Below are 1,335 nucleotides of genomic sequence, written 5' to 3' on the forward strand. Positions count from 1 at the left end.
CCAATCAGGTGGCGCACCGTCTGCTCTCGCTGGGGGTCAAGCCCGATGACCGGGTGGCGATCTGTGTCGAGCGCAGCCTCGAGATGGTTGTCGGCCTGCTGGGCATTCTCAAGGCAGGCGCGGCCTATGTGCCGCTCGACCCGGCCTATCCACACGAGCGGCTGGCTTACATGCTCGAAGACAGCGCGCCGGTAGCCCTGCTGACGCAGAGCGCCTTGTGCCAGACCTTGCCAGTGAGCGGCGCCGCCGCGCTGCCGGTGCTGGAACTGGATGTCCCCGCATTGTTTGCCGACCAAGCCGAACACAACCCGGATCCGGGTTCGCTGGGCCTACACGCCAGCCACCTGGCTTACGTCATCTATACCTCCGGCTCCACCGGCCAGCCCAAGGGGGTGATGGTCGAACATCACTCAGCCGTAAATTTCTGGGAGATGCTGCGAACTACGACCCATAAGGACTGCCCCGAAAACGCGCGTATAACACTGAACGCAAGTTATTCTTTTGATGCGTCGTTAAAAGGCATTCTGCAACTGCTTTCCGGACACTCTTTGATTATTCTTCCAGAATATATTAGAGGTAGTGGTGAAAGCCTAATAAACTTCTTCAAAAACAATAAAATTGACGTTTTTGAATGCCCGCCATATCAGTTTGAGATTTTGATCAATTCAGGGTTCTTAAAGAATCTTGAGTACAGTCCGCCGCAAATTCTGCTAGGTGCAGATGTTATTAGTCCAAACACTTGGAATTTACTGCAAAAAATTGAAGGCGTAAAATTCTTCAACATGTACGGTCCCACCGAATGCACGGTAGATGCGAGCATGGTGAGGATTGACGATACTCACGACATTCCCGTCATCGGCCGTCCGATTGCCAATGCGCAGATGTACATCCTGGATCGTCACCTGCAGCCGGTTCCCCTCGGTGTCATCGGCGAGATCTACGTCGGCGGCGCTGGTGTCACTCGCGGCTACCTGAACCGACCGGATCTGACCGCCGAGCGCTTCATCCCCGATCCGTTCAGCGCTGTGACCGGGGCCAGGATGTACCGCACGGGTGACCTGGGCCGCTATCTGGCCGACGGCAATATCGAATACCTCGGCCGCAACGACTTCCAGGTCAAGATTCGCGGTTTCCGTATCGAACTGGGCGAGATCGAGGCGCGCCTTGCTACTTGCGACGGCGTGCGCGAAGCGATCGTGATCGCGCGTGAAGACCAGCCTGGCGACAAGCGCCTGGTCGCCTATGTGGTTCCCCAGCCGGGCCGGGAAATCTCGACGGCCATTCTGCGCGCCGAGTTGGCCACGACACTGGCCGACTACATGTTGCCCGGTGCGT

The 1,335-nt window shown here is 57.3% G+C and carries 1 protein-coding gene; it reads left to right on the forward strand.

The genetic code is table 11. The features are described 5' to 3' along the window. A partial coding sequence (locus U1H99_RS30060) for a non-ribosomal peptide synthetase (protein ID WP_323145158.1) occupies nt 1-1,335 on the forward strand: 1,335 nt, incomplete at both ends.

Source organism: Massilia phyllosphaerae (genome assembly GCF_034659755.1).
Taxonomy (GTDB): Bacteria; Pseudomonadota; Gammaproteobacteria; order Burkholderiales; family Burkholderiaceae_D; genus Telluria; species Telluria phyllosphaerae.